17 protein-coding genes are annotated in these 18,640 nt (G+C 71.1%); 11 read left to right on the top strand and 6 right to left on the bottom strand.

The features are described from left to right. Positions 1–9 precede the first annotated feature (9 nt). Positions 10–1,680, top strand: coding sequence for an alkaline phosphatase family protein (locus AC1Q7O_RS08850; protein ID WP_492661072.1), 1,671 nt, complete (start codon positions 10–12; stop codon positions 1,678–1,680). Here AC1Q7O_RS08850 and AC1Q7O_RS08845 read toward each other — a convergent pair. Beyond that, complete coding sequence (locus tag AC1Q7O_RS08845) at positions 1,655–2,296, bottom strand: hypothetical protein (protein ID WP_492661071.1); 642 nt, start codon at positions 2,294–2,296, stop codon at positions 1,655–1,657. The genes AC1Q7O_RS08850 and AC1Q7O_RS08845 overlap by 26 nt on opposite strands. Positions 2,297–2,321: 25 nt before the next feature. Further along, the gene (locus AC1Q7O_RS08840) at positions 2,322–3,119 is read right to left on the bottom strand and encodes a head GIN domain-containing protein (protein WP_492661070.1); all 798 of its coding nucleotides are present in this window, start codon (positions 3,117–3,119) and stop codon (positions 2,322–2,324) included. A gap of 129 nt (positions 3,120–3,248) precedes the next feature. Here AC1Q7O_RS08840 and ypfJ point away from each other — a divergent pair, with 129 nt between their 5' ends. From ypfJ to AC1Q7O_RS08815, 5 genes are all read left to right on the top strand, one after another. Then, on the top strand, positions 3,249–4,124 hold the full coding sequence (gene ypfJ, locus AC1Q7O_RS08835) for a KPN_02809 family neutral zinc metallopeptidase (RefSeq protein ID WP_492661069.1): 876 nt from the start codon (positions 3,249–3,251) through the stop codon (positions 4,122–4,124). 185 nt (positions 4,125–4,309) lie between these two features. After that, complete coding sequence (locus AC1Q7O_RS08830) at positions 4,310–5,023, top strand: hypothetical protein (protein WP_492661068.1); 714 nt, start codon at positions 4,310–4,312, stop codon at positions 5,021–5,023. Positions 5,024–5,061: 38 nt separating this feature from the next. Continuing rightward, positions 5,062–5,352, top strand: coding sequence for an HPr-rel-A system PqqD family peptide chaperone (locus AC1Q7O_RS08825; RefSeq protein WP_492661067.1), 291 nt, complete (start codon positions 5,062–5,064; stop codon positions 5,350–5,352). Next, on the top strand, positions 5,349–6,266 hold the full coding sequence (locus AC1Q7O_RS08820) for an HprK-related kinase A (protein ID WP_492661066.1): 918 nt from the start codon (positions 5,349–5,351) through the stop codon (positions 6,264–6,266). Before AC1Q7O_RS08825 ends, AC1Q7O_RS08820 begins: the two co-directional genes overlap by 4 nt. Further along, the gene (locus AC1Q7O_RS08815; RefSeq protein WP_492661065.1) at positions 6,263–7,375 is read left to right on the top strand and encodes a nucleotidyltransferase domain-containing protein; all 1,113 of its coding nucleotides are present in this window, start codon (positions 6,263–6,265) and stop codon (positions 7,373–7,375) included. The genes AC1Q7O_RS08820 and AC1Q7O_RS08815 overlap by 4 nt, the downstream gene beginning before the upstream one ends. Before the next feature lie 18 nt (positions 7,376–7,393). Here the strand turns inward: AC1Q7O_RS08815 and AC1Q7O_RS08810 are convergent, their stop codons facing one another. After that, positions 7,394–7,621: a hypothetical protein gene (locus AC1Q7O_RS08810; protein WP_492661064.1), complete on the bottom strand. Its 228-nt coding sequence runs from the start codon at positions 7,619–7,621 to the stop codon at positions 7,394–7,396. A 292-nt stretch (positions 7,622–7,913) separates the two neighbouring features. Between AC1Q7O_RS08810 and AC1Q7O_RS08805 the strand changes: the two genes are divergently transcribed. Beyond that, positions 7,914–8,087, top strand: a complete 174-nt coding sequence (locus AC1Q7O_RS08805; RefSeq protein WP_492661063.1) for a hypothetical protein — start codon at positions 7,914–7,916, stop codon at positions 8,085–8,087. Here AC1Q7O_RS08805 and AC1Q7O_RS08800 read toward each other — a convergent pair whose 3' ends face one another. Further along, entirely contained in the window at positions 8,088–8,993 is a 906-nt protein-coding gene (locus AC1Q7O_RS08800; RefSeq protein ID WP_492661062.1) for a LysR family transcriptional regulator ArgP, read from the bottom strand. Between the two features lie 74 nt (positions 8,994–9,067). Here AC1Q7O_RS08800 and AC1Q7O_RS08795 point away from each other — a divergent pair, with 74 nt between their 5' ends. Both AC1Q7O_RS08795 and AC1Q7O_RS08790 read left to right on the top strand, forming a co-directional pair. Continuing rightward, a complete protein-coding gene (locus tag AC1Q7O_RS08795; protein WP_492661061.1) occupies positions 9,068–9,703 on the top strand; it encodes a LysE/ArgO family amino acid transporter in 636 nt (211 codons plus the stop codon). Between the two features lie 277 nt (positions 9,704–9,980). Then, positions 9,981–11,255 (top strand): D-amino acid dehydrogenase, encoded by a 1,275-nt coding sequence (locus AC1Q7O_RS08790; protein ID WP_492661060.1) that lies wholly within the window; start codon positions 9,981–9,983, stop codon positions 11,253–11,255. Here the strand turns inward: AC1Q7O_RS08790 and prsT are convergent, their stop codons facing one another. Continuing rightward, entirely contained in the window at positions 11,256–14,042 is a 2,787-nt protein-coding gene (gene prsT, locus AC1Q7O_RS08785; RefSeq protein ID WP_492661059.1) for an XrtA/PEP-CTERM system TPR-repeat protein PrsT, read from the bottom strand. It abuts the gene before it with no gap. Between the two features lie 83 nt (positions 14,043–14,125). Here prsT and AC1Q7O_RS08780 point away from each other — a divergent pair, with 83 nt between their 5' ends. Both AC1Q7O_RS08780 and AC1Q7O_RS08775 read left to right on the top strand, forming a co-directional pair. Further along, complete coding sequence (locus AC1Q7O_RS08780) at positions 14,126–15,412, top strand: Hsp70 family protein (protein ID WP_492661058.1); 1,287 nt, start codon at positions 14,126–14,128, stop codon at positions 15,410–15,412. Between the two features lie 58 nt (positions 15,413–15,470). Further along, complete coding sequence (locus AC1Q7O_RS08775; RefSeq protein ID WP_492661057.1) at positions 15,471–17,891, top strand: alpha/beta hydrolase family protein; 2,421 nt, start codon at positions 15,471–15,473, stop codon at positions 17,889–17,891. On the opposite strand, the gene AC1Q7O_RS08770 is transcribed toward AC1Q7O_RS08775, so the two are convergent. Beyond that, entirely contained in the window at positions 17,892–18,527 is a 636-nt protein-coding gene (locus tag AC1Q7O_RS08770) for a YecA/YgfB family protein (protein ID WP_492661056.1), read from the bottom strand. Between the last annotated feature and the right edge of the window lie 113 nt (positions 18,528–18,640).

The raw sequence follows: 18,640 nt of genomic DNA, 5'->3' as shown, positions 1-18,640 counted from the left end.
GAACCCACCATGTCGATGCACACCCGCCGCCGCCTGCTGGGGCTGGCCCTGGCCACCGCCACCCTTGCCGCCTGCACGACGACGCCCACGGCGCCCACCGCCCCCACCATCTCGTCACCCAAGCTGCTGGTGCTGGTCGTCATCGACGGCCTGCCCATGCGCCAGGTCACCGGCTACCGCGACCAGCTCGCGCCCGACGGCTTCGCGCGCTTCCTGGAGCGCGGCCGCTGGTTCTCGGACGCCCACTACGGCCACGGCCACACCGTGACGGCGGCCGGCCACTCGGTGATGCTGAGCGGCGCCTACCCGCAGCGCAGCGGCATCATCAGCAACGAATGGCGCGACCCGGCCACCGGCGCGCCGGTCTACAACACCGGCGACGCGGCCTACACCTACCTCGACAACCCGACGGCGCCGCTGTCCGGCACCAGCCCGCGCAGCCTCAAGGTCGAGACGCTGGGCGACGTGCTGCGCACGCGCTCGCCCGAGTCCAAGGTCATCGGCATCTCCGGCAAGGACCGCGGCGCCATCCTGCCCGCCGGCCACAAAGGCACGGCCTACATGTACATGGGCGAGACGGGCCAGTTCTCGTCCAGCACCTACTACATGGCCGCGCTGCCGGCCTGGGTGAAAGACTTCAACGCCGGCAAGCCGGCCGACGCGTTCTTCAAGAAGACCTGGGCGCCGCTGCTGCCGGAATCGGCCTACGCCCGCTCCGTGCCCGACGGCCAGACCTGGCAGGTCGCCAGCGGCAACGGCAACCGCCTGCCGGCCGTCATGGGCGACAAGATGGATGGCCCCGGCCCGCGCTTCTACGGCAACCTGCTGGCCTCGCCCTTCGGCGACGAGCTGACGCTGGCCTTCGCCCGCGCCGCCGTCACGAACGAGCAGCTGGGCCGGCGCGGCGTGCAGGACATCCTGTCGGTCAGCCTGTCCAGCCATGACTACGTCAACCATTCGTTCGGCCCCGAGTCGCGCCTGTCGCACGACCACACGCTGCACCTGGACCGCCACCTGCAGGCCTTCTTCCAGTTCCTCGACAAGGAGGTGGGCGCCGGCAACTACGTGCTGGCGTTGACGGCCGACCACGGCTTCACCGACACGCCGGAATGGGCCGCCACCCAAGGCCGCGACGCCGGCCGCTTCGCGTCGGCGCCGTCGCTGGCGCTCGTCAACGCCGCGCTGTCCGCCAAGTTCGGCGTCGACAAGCTGGCCCGCGACTTCTCCGCCGCCGGCCTGCTGCTGAACGAGCAGCTCGCGGCCGAGCGCGGCCTGAAGTTCGCCGACGTGCAGGCGGCCGCCCGCGACGAGCTGCTGAAGCTGCCCGGCGTGGAGACCGTCTTCACGCGCGAGCAGTTGCTGGGCAGCGACACCACCACGCCCTATCTGGCGCAGATGCGCAAGTCCTTCGACCCGACGCGCGCCGCCCAGCTGCAGATCGTGCTGAAGCCGAACTGGATTCACAGCTACCGCCCGGGCGGCAGCAGCCACGGCAGCCCGCACCGCTACGACACGCATGTGCCGCTGCTGTTCTGGGGGCCCGGCTACGTCGGCCAGGGCGAAGAGAAGGCCCGCGTGGAGATCGCCGACCTGGCGCCCACGCTGGCCGGCGTCGCCGGCCTGCCCGCGCCCGCGCAGGCCCAGGGCCGCGATCTCAGGCTCGCGCCAGCAGCTCGGTAGCCGACTCGCCCCACTGCGCCTCGGTGAGGCGCAGGCCGCCGAGGCGCCCGCACAGCGCCGCCGCCTGGGCCGGCCCGGTGGACGGCAACATCAGCAGCAGCCGCCCGTCGGCCAGCCGCGCGCAGCCGTCGTCGCCGCGGATCAGCGCCAGCAAGGCCTGGTCCGGCACGCCGGGTGCCGTCGTCGCCACGCACAGCGGCCAGGCGCGCGAATCGCTCAGCAGCGACTGCAACAGCGCCAGCCCGGCCACCGTGTCCAGCACCTGCCCGGCCGCCGGCCGTGGCCGCGCCAGCGCGCTGATGTCCACGCCCGTGCAGACGCGGCCGCCGTCCGGCGTCACCTGCTCCACCCACCACAGCCGGCGGCCATCGCGCCAGGCCTGCTCGTAGCCCGAGCGCGCCGCCCGCGCCCGGCGCCCCGGCGGGTCCACCGGCCCGGCACCCGCGGCGTGCGCGGCATCGGCGATCTCCGCGCGCGTCGGCGCGTCCTGCTCACCCAGCGCCCACGCGGCGCGGTAGGCCGCATTGGCCTGGCACAGCCGGCCCTCGGCATCGAACCGCGCCAACAGCACCGGGCCATCGGCCAGCGCCTGCCACCAGAAATCGCTTGAAGTCACCCGGGCATTGGAACCCAGCCCGCCATCAGCGCCGGTGGATTTCGCCCGAGCCCGTGACGCTTTGGCGCAACTGCGGCCGGCCGGCGTAGCTGAGGTCGCCCGATCCGCTCAACTGCGCGTCCAGCTGCTCGGTGACGCCCAGCGACACGTCGCCCGAGCCATGCAGCTCGACCCGCGCCGCGCGGCCGGACAGCGCCGCGGCATCCACATCGCCCGACCCATGGATCTTCCACTGCTGCTGCTCGGCCCGGCCCGCCACGCGCACGTCGCCGGAGCCGTGGATGTCGACATTCAGCTCCTTCAACTCGACCAGCCCCAGCGCCACGTCGCCCGAGCCGTCGACGCGCAGCGCCAGCCGGTCGGCCTTGAAGCGCTCCGCGGACAGATCGCCGGAACCGTTGATCGTCACCGCCTGCAGCGCGCGGGCGTCGACGCGCACCGTCGGCGACAGCCGCGTCGTGAACCCCGCATCGCGCTTCAGGCGCACGACCAGCGTGTCGCCCTCCACGACCGTCTCCACCAGCGGCTCGATGTTGTCGTCGGCCACGACGGTGGCCTGGTCGCTGCCCGCCTGCGTCAGGCGCACATCGAAAGGACCGTCGATGCGCAGGCTGGTGAACGCCGCCAGCGCCCGCGGCTTCTCCACCTTGACGCCCGAACCCCGGATGCGGTGCTTGCCGCTGCCGTACTCGATGGGGCCGCTGAGGCGGGCCGTCCAGCCGTCAGCCTCCTTCTTGATGTGCAGGTGCCAGTCGTTGTCGCCGGCCAGCGCGGTGCCGCAGGCCAGCGTGGCGCTCAGGATCAGCAGGGCAAGCTTCTTCATCTCGGGACTCCGGGTTCTGCAATGCGGCGGCAGTGTGGCCAGCCCGCGCCCGCACCGCCCGCGCGGCGCGACGAACTGCAGCGCCGCAGGGATGGGCCGTAGGATCGGCCGATCTGCCAGGAGAACCGCATGAAGTGGGAAGGCCAGCGCGAGAGCGAAAACGTCGAAGACTCCCGGGGCGGTGGCGGCGGGAGAGGGGGGCTTCCCATCGGCGGCCGCGGCCTGGGGCTGGGCGGCATCGTCATCGCGCTGGTGGCGTCGTGGGTGCTGGGCGTCAACCCGCTGACGGTGCTGGGGCTGCTCAGCGGCGGCGGGGGCGGTGCGCCGATGCAGGCGCCGGCCGGCGACTCGGGGGCCAGCGACCCCGGCTACGTCTTCGTCAAACGCGTGCTGGGCAGCACCGAGGACGTCTGGGGCGCCTACTTCCAGCGCAGCGGCCAGCAATATGCCGCACCGAAGCTGCGCGTCTTCCGCGGCAGCGAACCCACCGCCTGCGGCCGCGGCGAGGCCGCCATGGGCCCGTTCTACTGCCCGGCCGACCGCAAGGTCTACATCGACCTCGGCTTCTACGACACGCTGCGCGACCGCCTGGGCGCGCCAGGCGACTTCGCCCAGGCCTACGTCATCGCGCACGAGGTGGGCCACCACCTGCAGAACCTGATGGGCACCAGCGAGAAGCTGGACCGAGCCCGCGGCCGGGTATCGGAACGCGAGATGAACGCGATGAGCGTGCGGCTGGAACTGCAGGCCGACTGCTACGCCGGCGTCTGGGCCCGCCTGTCCCAGCAGGCGCAAGGCTGGCGACTGGAGCCCGGCGATGTCGAGGAAGCGCTGAACGCCGCCGCCCAGATCGGCGACGACACGCTGCAAAAGCGCAGCCAGGGCACGGTCGTGCCCGAGAGCTTCACCCACGGCAGCAGCGCCCAGCGCGTGCGCTGGTTCCGCCGCGGCCTGGACGCCGGCGAACTGCGCGCCTGTGACACCTTTTCGTCAACAGCGCTCTGACCCCCCAAATAACCCCGAAAATCGCCCACCCAATCAAGGGGGCGGCCGATATCGCCCCGCCGGCTTTGTGTGGAACACTTCCACTTAAATCCCAAGCCGAGCCATAGCATCGGCTGCTCTGAATTCCAGAGCGTGCTGCGCACGACGTCCCCGCGCAGTAGAACCGGATACACGAGGCCCCTGTCATGAGCGAACACCGATCAAACGACTCCCTGCCGACGCCCGACGCGCCGGCGCTCGTTGACGTGTCCGCGCAGGCACTGGCCTCCGCCCGCCGCCGCCGTTTTCTGAAGATCGGCTCGGGCGTCGTGCCCGTCGCGCTGACGCTCAGCAGCCGCCCGGTGATGGCCACCCAGTGCCTGACCGCTTCCGCCTGGGGCTCCTTCCAGGGCATGTCGGTCAACAACAGCCAGTACACGCGCCTGCAGAACAAGTCCGTGACGCTGTCGGGCACCTACCTGGTGTCCAAGTGGTGCGAGTACTCGGGCGCCGATGCCGTGGTGGGCACGCCCACCTGCCCCGGCTGGCCCAACACCGCACTGGGCTGCAACACGGTCGCCAAGATCAAGGCGTACACCGTCGGCACGCTGTGCTCCGGCGTGACCATGCCCAGTGGCCTGGTGTCCACCGACAAGGTGTGGAACGTCCTGACCGGCAAGAACCCGGTGACGGGGCAGTCCTACACGCCGTTCCAGAAGTCCATGGTGTGCGCCTGGTTGAACTACCGGGTACAGACCAACACCACCGTGTCGCGTTGCGTGACCGACACGACCCGCGGGATCAACCAGCTGAACATTCTGAGTGGCATTTCGTCCGCCGGCGGCACCGGCCCCGATGGCAAGCAGTGGTCGCAAGAACGCGTCGTCACTTACCTGTATTCCAACTGGCTGGCGCGCTGACCGCGGCGGCCGGCCTGGCCTAGGGCATCCCGTCTGACATGGTCGGCCGCGAATGGTCGGTGGCCCGTCCCGGCGATCTGCTCGCACGGGACTGGGGTGAACTCGGCGCGATCTACGATGCGGGCAGCGGCAGGACCCACCTGCTCAACGCCTTGGCGATCGAGCTGATCGACATGCTGACTGGCACGCCGCGAACCGAAGAGGATCTGCTCACCCACATGCAGGCGCTGTTGCCTGACGAATTGCCCGCGGAAGAGGCTCGCGCAATGTTGACTGCGCAGCTGCACGCGCTGGAGCAGCTGGACCTGCTCCAGGCCACGCCGGCATGAAACTCGGCGAGCTTGACGAAGCCCGCCTCCGGACATTGCTTGGTGCGCCAGGCCTGACCTTCCGGATTCCCGGCTTCGTCACGCGACTGTGGTCTGACGTCCCGCGGGTGGCCTGCGACCTGCGCCGCCTCTACGCCGACTTCGAGCTGGGCGACGCCGACGAGTTCGCCGACTTCCACCTGCGCGTGGCCTTCGACGGTGGCTGGCGACGGTGGGCACGGCCCCAGGCGCGCTTTTCAGCGGACGGACAGGACGCGTTCACCGCCCTGCCTGCCGAGCAGGCCTTCCACATGGTGGAATGGGGCCTGAACTGGGCCGTCACGTCGTCGGCGCATCGCTACCTGATCTACCACGCCGCAGTGCTGGAGCGCCACGGCGTCGCCGTGGTGCTGCCCGCCCCGCCGGGATCGGGCAAGAGCACGCTGACGGCGGCGTTGGCGCAGCGCGGCTGGCGCCTGTTGTCCGATGAACTGGCCTTGCTGGACCCGCACACGGGCCTCCTGCATGGCATGGCCCGTCCGGTGAACCTGAAGAACAAGGCCATCGAGCTGATTCGCCGTTTCGCACCCGACGCCGTGATGACCGAGCCGGTACCGGACACGCTCAAGGGCACCCTCGCGCTGATGCGCGCCCCCGAGGACAGCATCCGCCGGGCGGACGAGCCCGCTCGCCCCGCATGGATCATCACGCCGCGCTACCTGGCCGACAGCCCCGCGCAACTGCTGCCCGTGGACAAGGCGCGCATGCTGCTCATGCTGGCAGATCAGGCGTTCAACTACGACCTCCACGGCCGTGCCGGCTTCACCGCCACCGCGGACCTGGTGGAACGCTGCGACTGCTTCGAGTTCGTCTACGCATCGCTGGACGAGGCCGTCACGACCTTCGATCAGCTAGTGCGAGGCCTCCAGCTATGAAGACGATCCTGCTGCTGCAAGTACTCCTCGACCCGCAGCTGGCGCCGGGCCTGACGGCGGCCGAGTGGGACCTGCTGATCCGCCAGGCCCGTCGCGCCAACCTGTTGTCGCGCCTGGCGGCAAACCTGGCTTCCATGCGCGACCGCTTGCCACAGGCGCCGCGACACCACCTCGATGCGGCCGAGCTCGTGGCCCGCCGTCAACGCCAGACGACCCGCTGGGAGGTCCACTGCCTGCGCAGGACCTGTGCGCCGCTGGGCATCGAACCCATCCTCCTCAAAGGCGCGGCTTACCTGATGGCCGAGTTGCCGGCCAGCCAGGGGCGGCTGTTCGGCGACGTCGACATCCTGGTGCCCAAGGCGCAGATCGCCGCCGTCGAGGCAGCGCTACGTTCACAAGGCTGGATGTTCAGCGACACGCTGAGCGACTACGACCGCCGCTACTACCGGGACTGGATGCACGAAATCCCCCCGCTGTTCCATGAGGAGCGTGGCAGCTCGCTGGACGTGCACCACACCATCCTCCCGCCCACGGCACGGGTGCATGTCAACACCGACGCGCTGTTCGAGGACGCCCAGCCGCTGCCGACATCACCCGGCATGCGGGTGCTCGCGCCCGTCACGATGTTCCTGCACAGCGCCGCGCATCTGTTCCATGAGGGCGAGCTGGAGAAAGGGCTGCGCGACCTGTGCGACCTCGACGCGCTGCTGCATGACTTCGGCCGCGACCCGGGCTTCTGGACTGCGCTCTGGCCCCGGGCCGGCGTGCTGGGCCTGGAACGGCCGCTCTTCTACGCGCTGCGGTACACGCAGCGCCTGCTGCACACGCCCATTCCCGAGGCCGTGCAGGCGCAGGCTGACCAGCACGCCCCCGGGCCCGCGACGCTTGCCATGATGGACTTCTGCTACCAGCGCGCGTTGATGCCGGACCATGCCAGCTGCGACCAGCGGTTCACGGCCACGGCACGGCTGCTGGTCTACGTACGTGCGCACTGGCTGCGCATGCCGATGCTGCTGCTGTCCAGGCACCTGGTGCGCAAGGCATGGTCCCGCCTGAGTACAGGCGACAACAAGCCACTGACGGCCACTGCACCGAACGACGCGGTGTGAAAGGCGGGCTCGCCGCCGTCAGGCCGTACGCCGCGACAGCCAGCTCAGCGGCGAATCCTGCGCGACGGCGACGCGGCCGGACTGCGATTCCAGGAATTCGGTTGGCGGCTGGCTGCGGTATTCGCTGATGCCACCGCCATCGAGGCAGGCATCCAGGCCGAAGGCGGTGCCCAGGTCGGCCGGGTCCGGTTCGCTGCGAACGGCAGCGTCACGGCGGAAAAAACGCAGCGCTGGTACGAATCGCATGACAGACCTCTTTGCGTGATGAACCGACAACCACATCGGCTCAGTGCAGTCAGTGTGAGCGAAGCATGTGACAACCGAACACTGCATGTGTCAGTAAATATTGCCCCAGCTCCAAATACCACACGTTCAGGGTGGGTCCAGACCTAATGGCCATCGGGGTTTGTGGCTGATTCGCATCACCGGCTGAGCGTTGCGTGATTGCAAATGAACGGCGCCTCCCCAACTGTGTCAACCCAAATCGGTGCCGATACGCGTAAGCTGCGCGCTCTCTTGGAAGTTCGGGCTTTCCCGCATGACGTTTACTGCACTGAGATGGATCGCCAACGGCATGATCGGCTTCGTTGTCGCCGGCACGCTGTGGGTTGCACACGCCGTACAACCCGGCGCCATCACGCCCGATGCCTTGCTCGTGTCTCAGGCCGTTGCTGCCCCTGCCGACGCCGCGTCGGCGCCTGAGCGCCGCTGATCACGCCAGCGCGCGCTGAGCCCCTTGCGCCAACGCCTGGCCGATCTGGTCCAGCAAGGCGCCTCGCCCCTGCAACTGCCACTGGTGCCAGTAGAGCGCCACGTCGACGCCGACCTCCGGCTTGAGCACCAGCAGGCGGCCTGATTCCACCAGCGGACGCACCTGGATTTCGGGCGCCACGCCCACCCCCCAGCCCATGACGGCGGCACTCACGTAGGCCTCGCTGGACGGCACGAAGCGCTCGCGCAGCCGCGGCGCGCGCACGCCGAAGGCCTGGGCCACCCACTGCACCTGGCTGTCGTCCTTGCGGTTGAAGACGAGGAAGGGCGTGTCGGCGAAGTTGCCGGCGTGCAGCCCCTCCGGCAGCTGCGCCGCCAGGAAGCCCGGGCTGGCCACCGCCACGTAGCGCATCACGCCCAGCGGCTGCACGCGGCAGCCCTGCAACGCCTCGGCCACCGTGGACACACAGCCCAGCACCGCGCCCTGGCGCAGGCTGTCGTGGGTGAAGTCCTGGTCGTCGACGACCAGCTCCAGCCCGTAGCCCTCGCGCAGCCCCTGCTGCACCAGCGCATCCAGCGCCGGCAGCACCCAGGTGGCCAGGCTGTCGGCGTTGACGGCGATGGCCAGCCGCGACTGCGGCGCGACGCGCTCACCCAGTTCCCGGGCCACGTCCACGCGCAGCGCCTGCAACTGGCGGGCGAAGCGCAGCAGCACCTTGCCGGCCTCGGTCAGCCGCAGCGGCCGGGAACGCACCACCAGCGGCTGCCCCACCTGCGTCTCCAGCGTGCGCAGCCGCTGCGACACGGCGCTCTGCGTGATCGACAGGCGTTGCGCGGCGCGCTCGAAGCCCTGCTCGTCGGCCAGCGCGGCCAGGCAGTCCAGTGCGGCGGGATCGAAGTCGCTCATAAGTTCATCTAATGTAGATCGAATAATATGAATCCAACTTCTTGAATTCAGGGTCGCTCCGCAGAATGGAGCGGATGCCCGCCTCGCTCGCCACCGCCACCGCACCTGCCGTTTTCGCGCAGGGCTGGGCCATGGGTGCCGGGCTCATCCTGGCCATCGGTGCGCAGAACGCGCTGGTGCTGCGCCAGGGGCTGAAACGCGAGCATGTGGGCGCTGTCGTGGCGGTCTGCACGCTGTCGGACTGGCTGCTGATCGCGCTGGGCGTGTTCGGCCTGGGCGCGCTGATCCAGGGCAGCCCGCTGCTGCTGGAGGCCTTCCGTTTCGGCGGTGCAGCCTTCCTGCTGGGCTATGCCGTGCTGGCTGCCAGGCGCGCCTGGCGGCCCTCCGCGGGCCTGTCGGCGGCCGGCCAGGCCAGCAGCCTGGGGGCGACGCTGTCGGCCGCCTTCGCCTTCACCTATCTGAACCCGCACGTCTATCTGGACACCGTCGTGCTGCTGGGCGGCCTGGGCGCGCGCCAGCCGCCGGAGCTGCGCGCCGCGTTCGCGGCCGGCGCCTGCGTCGCGTCGGCGATGTGGTTCGGCCTGCTGGGCTTCGGCGCAGCCGCCGCGGCACCAAAGCTGCAAAACGCCAACACCTGGCGGGTTCTCGACGGGCTGGTCGCTTTGCTGATGGCCGGCCTGGGTTTACAACTCCTCCTGCAACCGCTCTAGGGCCTGTTGACGCTATGGCAACGGGTCGCGTTGTGGTCAAAAAGGCCGCGAGCAAGGCGCAAAGCGGAGCCGGGTATTCCACCCGGCGAGCATTTGCAACGCCGCGCGCGGCCTTTTTGACCGCAACCCGCGGGAAGGCCTGCCGACAGGGGCCACTCCGCGTTACGCCACTTGCCCGCACACGAGTGCGGGCGGCGTGCCGCGCCTTGATTGGCCCCTGTCGGCAGGCCTTCGCGACCCATTGCCATAGCATCAACAGGCCCTTGGCCACCCGCTCATGAAGATCGTTGTCCTCGGCGCCGGCATCATCGGCATCGCCACCGCCTGGTATCTGCTCGACGAAGGTCACGACGTCATCGTCGTCGACCGCCAGCGCGACGCCGCGCTGGAAACCAGCTTCGCCAACGGCGCGCAGATCTCGGTCAGCTTCTGCGAGCCCTGGGCCAACGCCGGCGCGCCGTTCAAGGTGGCCAAGTGGCTGCTGCGCGACGACTCACCGCTGCTGTTCCGCCCGCGGCTGGACCCGAACCAGTGGCGCTGGGGCCTGGCCTTCCTGGCGCAGTGCACCACCGCGGCGTTCGAGCGCAACGTGGAGGAGCTGGTGCAGCTGGGCCGCTACTCGCACGAGTCGCTGAAGGCGCTGGTGGCCAGCACCGGCATCGAGTACGACCGGCTGGAGCGCGGCATCCTGCATTTCTTTTCCACCCAGGCGGACTTCGACGCCGGCGCGGCGGGCGCCGAGATCATGCGCCGGCACGGCGTGGACCGCCGCGTGCTGAACCGCGACGAGGTGCTGAAGGTGGAGCCGGCGCTGGCCGCGTTCGGCTCGCGCGTGGCCGGCGGCACGTTCACGCCCAGCGACGAGAGCGGCGACGCCAAGGTCTTCACGCAGAAGCTGGCGGCGCTGTGCGCGGCGCGCGGCGCGCAGTTCCTGTACGAGCACGACATCCTGGCGCTGCAGCGCGCCGGCGACGGCATCGAGGCCGTGCAGATCGCCGACGTGCGCAGCGGCGAACGCAAGACCGTGAAGGCCGATGCCTTCGTCGCCGCGATGGGTTCCTACACGCCCGAGCTGGTGCGGCCGCTGGGCGAGCACCTGAACATCTACCCGGCCAAGGGCTACTCGGCCACGCTGCGGCTGAAGAAGCCGGAGGCGGCCAGCGTCGTCAGCCTGCTGGACGACAGCCGCAAGATCGCGATCTCGCGGCTGGGCGACCACATCCGCATCGCCGGCACGGCCGAGCTGTCGGGCTTCGACCTGAACCTGGACTCGCCGACGGCCCGCGTGCGCTGCGCGGCGCTGGTGAAGCGCTACGAGGAGCTGTTCCCCGGCGTGGCCGACACCAGCGAGCCCAACTACTGGACCGGCCTGCGCCCCAGCACGCCCACCAACATTCCCTACATCGGCCGCAGCAAGCGCGCGCGCAACCTGTGGCTCAACGCCGGCCACGGCACGCTGGGCTGGACGCACGGCGCCGGCTCGGGCCGGGCGATGGCCGAACTGATCGCGGGCCGCCGGCCCGGGATGCAATTCAGTTTCTACAACCCCTGATCAGAGCGTCTTCAGCAGCGCCTCGACCTGCGGCTGCTGCGGGAACTTCTTGCCCAGCTTGGCCAGGCCCTCCAGCTCGGACTTGGCCGCGGCCTTGTCGCCGGACTGGATCAGGATCTGCGCCAGGTTGAGCCGGAACGACGGCTCGTCGGGCTGGTCGGCGATGAGCTGGCGCTGCAGGCTGACGGCCTTGTCGAACTGCTTGTCGCCCGCCAGCACGGTGGCGTAGGTGTCGCGCAGCGCGGCATCGTCCGGGCGCAGCTTCAGGCCGCGCTCGGCCAGCTCGCGGGCGCCGGGCTTGCCGGACTTGCTGCGCAGCCAGGCCACGTTGTTGATCAGCGGCACCGCGTCCGGGTAGCGCTTGAGCAGCGCCTCGTAGCGGGTCAGCGCGCCGTCGAAGTCGCCGCGCGCCAGCGTCACGTCGGCCACCGCGGTCGCGAACGCGTTGTCCTGCGGGTGGGCGGCCAGCCACTGCGTCTCGAAGGCCTGGGCCTCGTCGCGCTTCTTGGTGGCCAGCAGCAGCGCGAACAGGCGCGGCGCGGCATCGCCCGGGTCGGGCAGCGCGACGGCCTTGCGCAGCAGCGCCAGCGCGGCGTCAGGGCGCTGGCGGTTGAGTTCGATGTCGGACTCGACGACCAGCGAGTAAGCCTCCTGCGGGTACTTCTTCTGGCGTTCACGCAGCGCGGCCTGGGCTTCGTCCAGGCGGCCCAGGCGCATCGCCAGCTGGATCAGCAGCCGCTGCGCGGTGACGGAGCCCGGCTCGGCCTCCAGCGCGCGCTTGACCTCGCGCTCGGCGCCGGCATAGTCCTTGTCGACGAAGCGCAGCTGCGCCAGGCCCAGGTAGCCATGCGCCCGCCCGGGCGCCAGCACGGTCAGGCGCGAGTAGGTCTTGGCGGCCTGGGACTTGTCGCCGGACGCCAGCTGCGTGCGCGCCAGGCGCTCCAGCAGGTCGGGGTTCAGCGGCTGCGCGGCTGAAGCCTCCTGCGCGGCCTGCGCGGCGGCAGGGATGTTGCCCAGGCGCAGCTGGTGGTCGATCAGCGCCAGGCGCAGCGCGGCCTCGTTGGGCTCCTCGCGCACGGCGGTGGTCAGCACCTCGGTCACGCGCTCGGCGGGTGCGCGCGTCTGCAGCAGCAGCTCGGCCAGCGCCAGGCGCGCCTGCGCCGAGTGCTGCTGGGTGGCGACGAAGGTCTCCAGCCGCTTGACGGCCGCTTCCGTGCGGTTGGCCTGCAGGTCGATGGCCACCAGGCCCAGCGCGGCCGGCAGGTAGCCGGCATCGGCCTTCAGCGCGGCCTCGAAGGCGGCCTGCGCACCGGCGGCGTCCTTGCGCACCAGCAGGATGCGGCCACGCAGCGCCGACGGCACCGGGCTGTCCTTCATCTTGGGCGCCAGCTTGTCCAGGGCGGCCAGCGCGGCGGGGAAGTCCTGGCGGCGCATCAGCGTGTTGACCACCATCAGGTCGTAGTTGCTGCCGCTGTCCTTGGCGGCCAGCTCGCGCAGCTGGGCCAGCGCGGCGTCAGCCTTGGCGCGGCCCGCGCCGCCGGGGGCGACGGAGTCGCGCGCGATGGCGGTCAGCGCCAGCGCGGCCTGGGTCTTGGCGTCGTCGGGGCGCAGCTTGGCGGCGGCCGCGAAGGCGCGGTCGGCACCCTCGAAGTTGCCCTGCATCAGCTGCGCCTTGCCGGCCAGCAGCAGCGTCTCGGCGTCGGCCTTGCCGCTGTCCAGCACCGGGCGCAGCGTTTCCAGCGTCTTGGCCGGAGAGCGGCCCTGCAGCTGCAGCCCGGCGTACTGGCGCCGCAGGCCGGCGTCCTCGGGCGCCAGCTTGACCGCCTGGTTGAGCAGGTTCTCGGCATCGGCCAGCTCGCCCAGCTGCTGGTGGGCGCCGGCGGCCAGGCGCAGCAGCGGCAGGTAGTTGGGCATCAGCTTGAGCAGCGGCAGCGCCAGCTCGCGGGCCTTGGCGGCGTCGTTCTTCGCCAGCGCCAGCTGCGCCTGCAGGAAGCGGCCCTGCGGCTTCTTGGCCAGCGCGGGCGGCATGCCCTCGATGAGCTTGGCAGCCTCGTCCAGCTGCTGGCGGCCGAAGGCCATCCGCACGAGCAGCGAGCGGGCTTCGTAGTTGTTCGGGTCCAGGTCCAGCACGCGCTTGAGCAGCGGCTCGGCCTCGTCCACCTTGCCACGCGCCAGCAGCACCTCGGCCTTGAGCTGCACCGCGCGGATGGCCTTGGGCGCACGCTGCAGCAGCTCGTCCAGCTGCGCCACCGCCTCGTCCGGGAAGCCGCCTGCCAGCTTGGTGCGCGCGCTGACGATGACGGCGCCTTCGTCCTCCGGCGCCAGCTGCAGCGCCTTCACGGCGGCGGCCTTGGCCTCGGTCAGGTTGCCCTGCGTCAGGTAGGCCAGCGACAACTGCTGCTGCAGCGTGGACATGGCCTTGGGGTCGGCCAGGCTCTGCTCGCCGAACTCGGTGATGAGCTTGCGCGCCTGGCCCGACTGCAGCAGCGTCTGCGCCAGCAGCGGCGCCAGCTCGTCGCGCGGCGCGCCCAGGTCCCAGGCGCGGCGCAGCTCGATCTCGGCGCCCGCCATGTCACCCGCTTCCAGCAGCGACTTGCCCAGCAGGTGGCGGCCGGTGGCGTTGTCGGGGTTCTTCTGGAGCAGGTTCTTCAGCTCGATGACGGCACCCGCCGCATCCTTCTGCTCCATGCGCTTCTGCGCAGCGGCGAGCAACTCCTGCTCCGAGCGTTGGCTGCAGCCGGCCAGGGCGGCGGTCAGCAGGATCAGGGCGAAATGGCGCGTCTTCATCATGTCTCCGTGAACAGGCGCGCGATTGTGTTCCTAGAATCCGCGCCCCTTGTCAGGACTGGCCCCAAGGCCGGTAATACACCATGTCCGCCGCGCCTCCCTTCTGCGCCATCGACTTCGGCACGTCCAATTCCGCGGTCGCCATCCCCGGTGCCGACGGTGCCATGCGCCTCATCGAGCTGGAGCCCGGCCAGCGCACCATGCCCACGGCCGTCTTCTACTTTGCCGAGGGCCCGCACGACGCCGACGGCCCGCCGCGCGCCTTCGGCCGTGCCGCCGTTGCCGCCTACGTGGAAGGCCACGACGGCCGGCTGATGCGCTCGATGAAAAGCATACTCGGCTCGCCGCTGATCGACCAGACCACCGACGTCGGCGGCGGCCGCGGCGCCAAGTACTCGGACATCGTGTCGGGCTACCTGAAGCGGCTGCGCCGCCTGGCCGGCGAGCCCACGCGCGTGGTGCTGGGCCGGCCGGTGTTCTTCGTCGACGGCGAGCCCGAGCGCGACGCGACCGCGCAGGCGCAGCTGGAGGCCTGCGCCCGCGCCGTGGGCTTCACCGACGTGCACTTCCAGTACGAGCCGATCGCCGCCGCGTTCGACTTCGAGCAGCAGGCCATCCGCGAAGGCCGCGGCGAGCAGATCGTGCTGGTGGCCGACATCGGCGGCGGCACCAGCGACTTCTCCCTCGTGCGCGTGGGCCCCGAGCGCGTGCAGCGGCTGGCACGGCGCGACGACATCCTGGCCAGCCACGGCGTGCACATCGCCGGCACGGACTTCGACCGCCACATCGAGCTGGCCGGCCTGCTGCCCGAGTTCGGCTACCGCGCCACGGGCCCCAGCGGGCGAGAGATTCCCAGCGGCATCTACTTCGACCTCGCCACCTGGCACCTCATCAACACCTGCTACTCGCCGCTGCGCGTGGCCGAGTGGCGCAACATGAAGAGCTGGTTCAGCGACGTGCGCCAGCACGCGCGGCTGATGACGGTGCTGGAGGAGCGCCTGGGCCACGAGCTGGCCGCGCGCGCCGAGGGCGCCAAGATCGCCGTCTCCGGCGGCGCCGACACGACGGTGGACCTCTCCCACGTCGAGACCGGCCTGGTGCTGCCGCTCAGCGAGAAGACCGCCGTGGACGCGCTGCGCGCCGACCTGGACCGCATCATCGCCACGGCCCACGAGACGGTGGCGCTGGCGGGCCTGAAGCCCGAGCAGGTCGACGCGCTGTACTTCACCGGCGGCTCCACCGGCCTGCGGCTGCTGGTGGACGGCATGGCGGCGGGCTTCCCCGGCGCGGCGCGCGTCACAGGCGACCGCTTCGCGTCGGTGGCGACCGGGCTGGGGCTGCACGCACAGCAGCTGTTCTGCTCCGCCTGAGCGCCGCGCGCCGGCGCTGGTAGGCTGCGCGGCTTCGCCTCACCCGAACGCGCACCTCATGTTGAAAGCCCTCACCTGGGCCGCCGCCGCCCTGGCCGCCACCGCGGCCTACGCGGCCCACGCGACCGACAGCCAGACCTACCAGCAGCCCTCGGCCGAGATCCGCGCCGTGCTGGACGCCCCGCCACTGCCCGGCCACGCGCTGTCGCCCGACCAGCGCACCCTCGCCAGCGTCGGCGTGCGGCGCTACCGCGGCGTGGCCGAGTTGGCGCGGCCCGTGTTGCGCCTGGCCGGCCTGCGCATCGACGCGGCCGCCAGCAGCCCGCAGCTGACCGGTCACATCGAGTCCATCACGCTGCGCGAGCTGGCCAACCCCGGCGCGCCGGAGCGCATCGTCAAGCTGCCGGCCGGCGGCAGCTTCTCGGCGCTGCGCTGGTCGCCCGACAGCCGGCGCTTCCTGCTGAACCGCCGCACCGCCAGCGCCACCGAGCTGTGGGTGGGCGACGCGGCCACCGGCCAGGTGCGCCCCGTCAAGGGCGTGAAGCTCAACACCGTCCTCGGCACGTCGGTCGCCTGGATCGGCGCTGACGAGATCGTCGCGCTGACCGTGCCCGAGCGCCGCGGCCCCGCCCCGGTGTTCGACGCGCCCAGCGGCCCCGCCATCCAGGAGTCCATGGGCCGCACGTCGCCCGAGCGCACGCTGCAGGACCTGCTGAAGAACCCCCAGGACGAGGCGCTGTTCGTGCACCACGCCACGTCCGCGCTGCGCCGCATCCAGCTGGCCACCGGCGCGTCGCGCGAGATCGGCACGCCGGGGCTCTACGCCGACCTCGAGGTCGTCGGCCAGCACGGCACGCTGCTGACCGAGCGCCTGGTGCCGCCGTTCAGCTACCAGGTCACCTGGCAGGACTTCGCCCGCCAGGTCGAGCTGCGTGATGCCAAGGGCCAGCTGCTGCGCGACCTGGGCACCGTCAAGCTCAAGGAGGGCGTACCGGTGGAAGGCGTCATCACCGGCCCGCGCAACTTCAGCAGCTCGCCGCAGGCCGACGGCGCGGTCTACTGGGTGGAAGCCCTGGACGGTGGCGACCAGCGCAACAAGGTGCCCCAGCGCGACCGGCTGATGCGCCTGGACCCGCCCTACCAGGGCGAGGCCCGCGAGGTGCACCGCACGGCCGGCCGCCTGAGCAGCCTGCTGTTCGTCGAAGGCGGCGCGCGCGCGCTGGTGACCGACTTCGACCGCGACCGCCTGTGGGTGACGACCGACCTGCTCGCGCTGGACGGCGCCGCCGCCCCGCAGCGGCTGCAGGACCGCTCCTGGCGCGACCGCTACAACGACCCCGGCCAGCCGCTGCTGCGCCTGCTGCCCAACGGCCGCAACGTCGCCCGCGTGGACGGCGGCGACCGCCTGCTGTTCGCCGGCGCCGGCGCCAGCAAGGACGGCGACCTGCCGTTCATCGACAGCCTCAGCCTCAAGGAAGGCAAGGCCGCCAAGCCCACGCGGCTGTTCCGCTCGGGCACCACGCACTACGAGCGCCCGATCACGCTGCTCGCCGACGGCCGGCTGCTGACCAGCCGCGAGAGCGCCACCGAGCCACCCAACCTCGTGCTGCGCAGCGGCGACGGCTTCGCGCAGATGCAGCCCGTCACCCGCAACACCGACCCCACGCCGCAGCTGCGCACCCTCAAGCGCGAGCTGGTGAAGTTCAAGCGCGCGGACGGCGTGGAGCTGTCGTTCTGGATGTACCTGCCGCCGGACCACCAGCCCGGGCAGCGCCGCCCGACGCTGGTGTGGGCCTACCCGCTGGAGTTCACCGACGCGTCCACGGCCGGCCAGGTCAGCGGCTCCGGCAGCCGCTTCGTGCAGCTGGCCGGCACCAGCCCGGTCATGATGGCGCTGGACGGCTACGTGGTGCTGATGGACGCGACCATGCCCGTCGTCGGCGACCCCAAGACCGTCAACGACAGCTTCGTCGAGCAGATCACCGCCAACGCCAAGGCCATCATCGACAAGGCGGCCGAGCTGGGCGTCAGCGACCCGCAGCAGATGGTGGTGGGCGGCCACAGCTACGGCGCCTTCATGACGGCCAACCTGCTGGCCCACACCGACCTGTTCAAGGCCGGCATCGCCCGCAGCGGCGCCTACAACCGCACGCTGACGCCATTCGGCTTCCAGAGCGAACGCCGCACCTACTGGGAGGCGCAGGACGTCTACCTGAAGCTGTCGCCGTTCAACTACGCCGACAAGCTCAAGGAGCCGCTGCTGCTGATCCACGGCGAGAGCGACGACAACCCCGGCACCTTCCCCATCCAGTCGGCGCGCTTCTACCAGGCGCTGGCCGGCACCGGCGGCCAGGTGCGCTACGTCGTGCTGCCGCACGAGTCGCACGGCTACTCGGCGCGCGAATCGATTGGCCACACGCTGTGGGAGATGAGCACCTGGATGAAACGCCAGACGCGGGACCCCAGGGCCCCGCAGTGATCAGCGCCGCCGCGGCGGCGGGCCGCGGCGCTGCGGCGCCCGCGCCGGCGCGGCCTTCACCGGCCGCGACACGTCGGCCAGCATCAGCACGGCGCTGACGAGGCCTTCGACGGCCTCCTCAAGATCCGCCGGCGGCTCCAGCGACTCGATCTCCTCCAGCAACGCGTCGGCGTCCTCGAGGTCGTCCGGGTCCAGGTGCAGGTAGATGGCCGCCAGCGGCTCCAGCAGCGGCTCCTCGGGCAGGCGCATCAGCGCCGGGTGCGCGTCCAGCGCATGCGCGAAGCCGGCCACCCACGGCAGCACGGTCTCGCTGGGGTCGGCCTCGTCGTCAAGCTCGAAGATCCACGGGTCGAACCACTGCCGGCCGGCGATGGCGACGTTCAGCTCCTTGTGGCGGCGGCGCAGCAGCGCCAGCAGGTCGTCGTCGACACGCCCGGGCGTGGGCCGGCCCTCGGTGTCCAGCAGCGGCGGCAGCCAGGCCGACAGCGGCACCGCGTCGGGCTGCAGCAGCACGCCGCACAGATAGCCATCGACCATGCTGACGTCCAGCGGCTCCAGCGGTGCGGGCAGCGCGTCCAGCAGGGCCTGCAGGCGCTCCAGGTCGGCTTCGGAGAGGGAGTCGGCGGCGGGTTTCATCGTCGGATTATCGACAGCTCGCCGTGAATAGTGCCCGCCCGCGCGGCGGGGCGGCGCCTAAAGTGGACCTTCCCAACGACGCCCTCCCCTCGAGGGCTTGCAGACCCGGCAGC

Source organism: Roseateles sp. GW823-FHT07B05, assembly GCF_058794515.1.
This window is presented reverse-complemented; position numbering and strand designations above follow the sequence as displayed.

Coding starts and splice junctions, on each gene's coding strand:
- AC1Q7O_RS08850 (WP_492661072.1), top strand. CDS start 10: ATGTCGATGCACACCCGCCGCCGCCTGCTGGGGCTGGCCCTGGCCACC.
- AC1Q7O_RS08840 (WP_492661070.1), bottom strand. CDS start 3,119: ATGAAGAAGCTTGCCCTGCTGATCCTGAGCGCCACGCTGGCCTGCGGC.
- ypfJ (WP_492661069.1), top strand. CDS start 3,249: ATGAAGTGGGAAGGCCAGCGCGAGAGCGAAAACGTCGAAGACTCCCGG.
- AC1Q7O_RS08830 (WP_492661068.1), top strand. CDS start 4,310: ATGAGCGAACACCGATCAAACGACTCCCTGCCGACGCCCGACGCGCCG.
- AC1Q7O_RS08825 (WP_492661067.1), top strand. CDS start 5,062: ATGGTCGGCCGCGAATGGTCGGTGGCCCGTCCCGGCGATCTGCTCGCA.
- AC1Q7O_RS08820 (WP_492661066.1), top strand. CDS start 5,349: ATGAAACTCGGCGAGCTTGACGAAGCCCGCCTCCGGACATTGCTTGGT.
- AC1Q7O_RS08815 (WP_492661065.1), top strand. CDS start 6,263: ATGAAGACGATCCTGCTGCTGCAAGTACTCCTCGACCCGCAGCTGGCG.
- AC1Q7O_RS08810 (WP_492661064.1), bottom strand. CDS start 7,621: ATGCGATTCGTACCAGCGCTGCGTTTTTTCCGCCGTGACGCTGCCGTT.
- AC1Q7O_RS08805 (WP_492661063.1), top strand. CDS start 7,914: ATGACGTTTACTGCACTGAGATGGATCGCCAACGGCATGATCGGCTTC.
- AC1Q7O_RS08800 (WP_492661062.1), bottom strand. CDS start 8,993: ATGAGCGACTTCGATCCCGCCGCACTGGACTGCCTGGCCGCGCTGGCC.
- AC1Q7O_RS08795 (WP_492661061.1), top strand. CDS start 9,068: ATGCCCGCCTCGCTCGCCACCGCCACCGCACCTGCCGTTTTCGCGCAG.
- AC1Q7O_RS08790 (WP_492661060.1), top strand. CDS start 9,981: ATGAAGATCGTTGTCCTCGGCGCCGGCATCATCGGCATCGCCACCGCC.
- prsT (WP_492661059.1), bottom strand. CDS start 14,042: ATGAAGACGCGCCATTTCGCCCTGATCCTGCTGACCGCCGCCCTGGCC.
- AC1Q7O_RS08780 (WP_492661058.1), top strand. CDS start 14,126: ATGTCCGCCGCGCCTCCCTTCTGCGCCATCGACTTCGGCACGTCCAAT.
- AC1Q7O_RS08775 (WP_492661057.1), top strand. CDS start 15,471: ATGTTGAAAGCCCTCACCTGGGCCGCCGCCGCCCTGGCCGCCACCGCG.
- AC1Q7O_RS08770 (WP_492661056.1), bottom strand. CDS start 18,527: ATGAAACCCGCCGCCGACTCCCTCTCCGAAGCCGACCTGGAGCGCCTG.